Origin of the sequence: Dolichospermum circinale AWQC131C, from assembly GCF_000426905.1 — a bacterium.
Lineage (GTDB): Bacteria > Cyanobacteriota > Cyanobacteriia > Cyanobacteriales > Nostocaceae > Dolichospermum > Dolichospermum circinale.
In genome coordinates, this window is record NZ_KE384650.1 from 9,125 (window position 1) to 9,329 (window position 205).

Annotated in this window: 1 pseudogene; it reads right to left on the reverse strand. The window is 42.4% G+C overall.

The features are described 5' to 3' along the window. Positions 1-205: pseudogene (locus ACIR131C_RS24840) on the reverse strand (photosystem II q(b) protein); the annotation flags it as partial.

The following is a 205-nucleotide window of genomic DNA, read 5'->3' on the forward strand; positions in this document are numbered from 1 at the left end:
GCGACCGAAGTAACCGTGTGCTGCAACAATGTTATAGGTTTCTTCTTCTTGACCGAATTTGTAACCGTAGTTTTGTGATTCGTTCTCGGTTGTTTCTTTAACCAAGGAAGATGTTACCAAAGAACCGTGCATTGCAGAGAACAAAGAACCACCGAATACACCAGCTACACCTAACATATGGAAGGGGTGCATCAAGATGTTATGT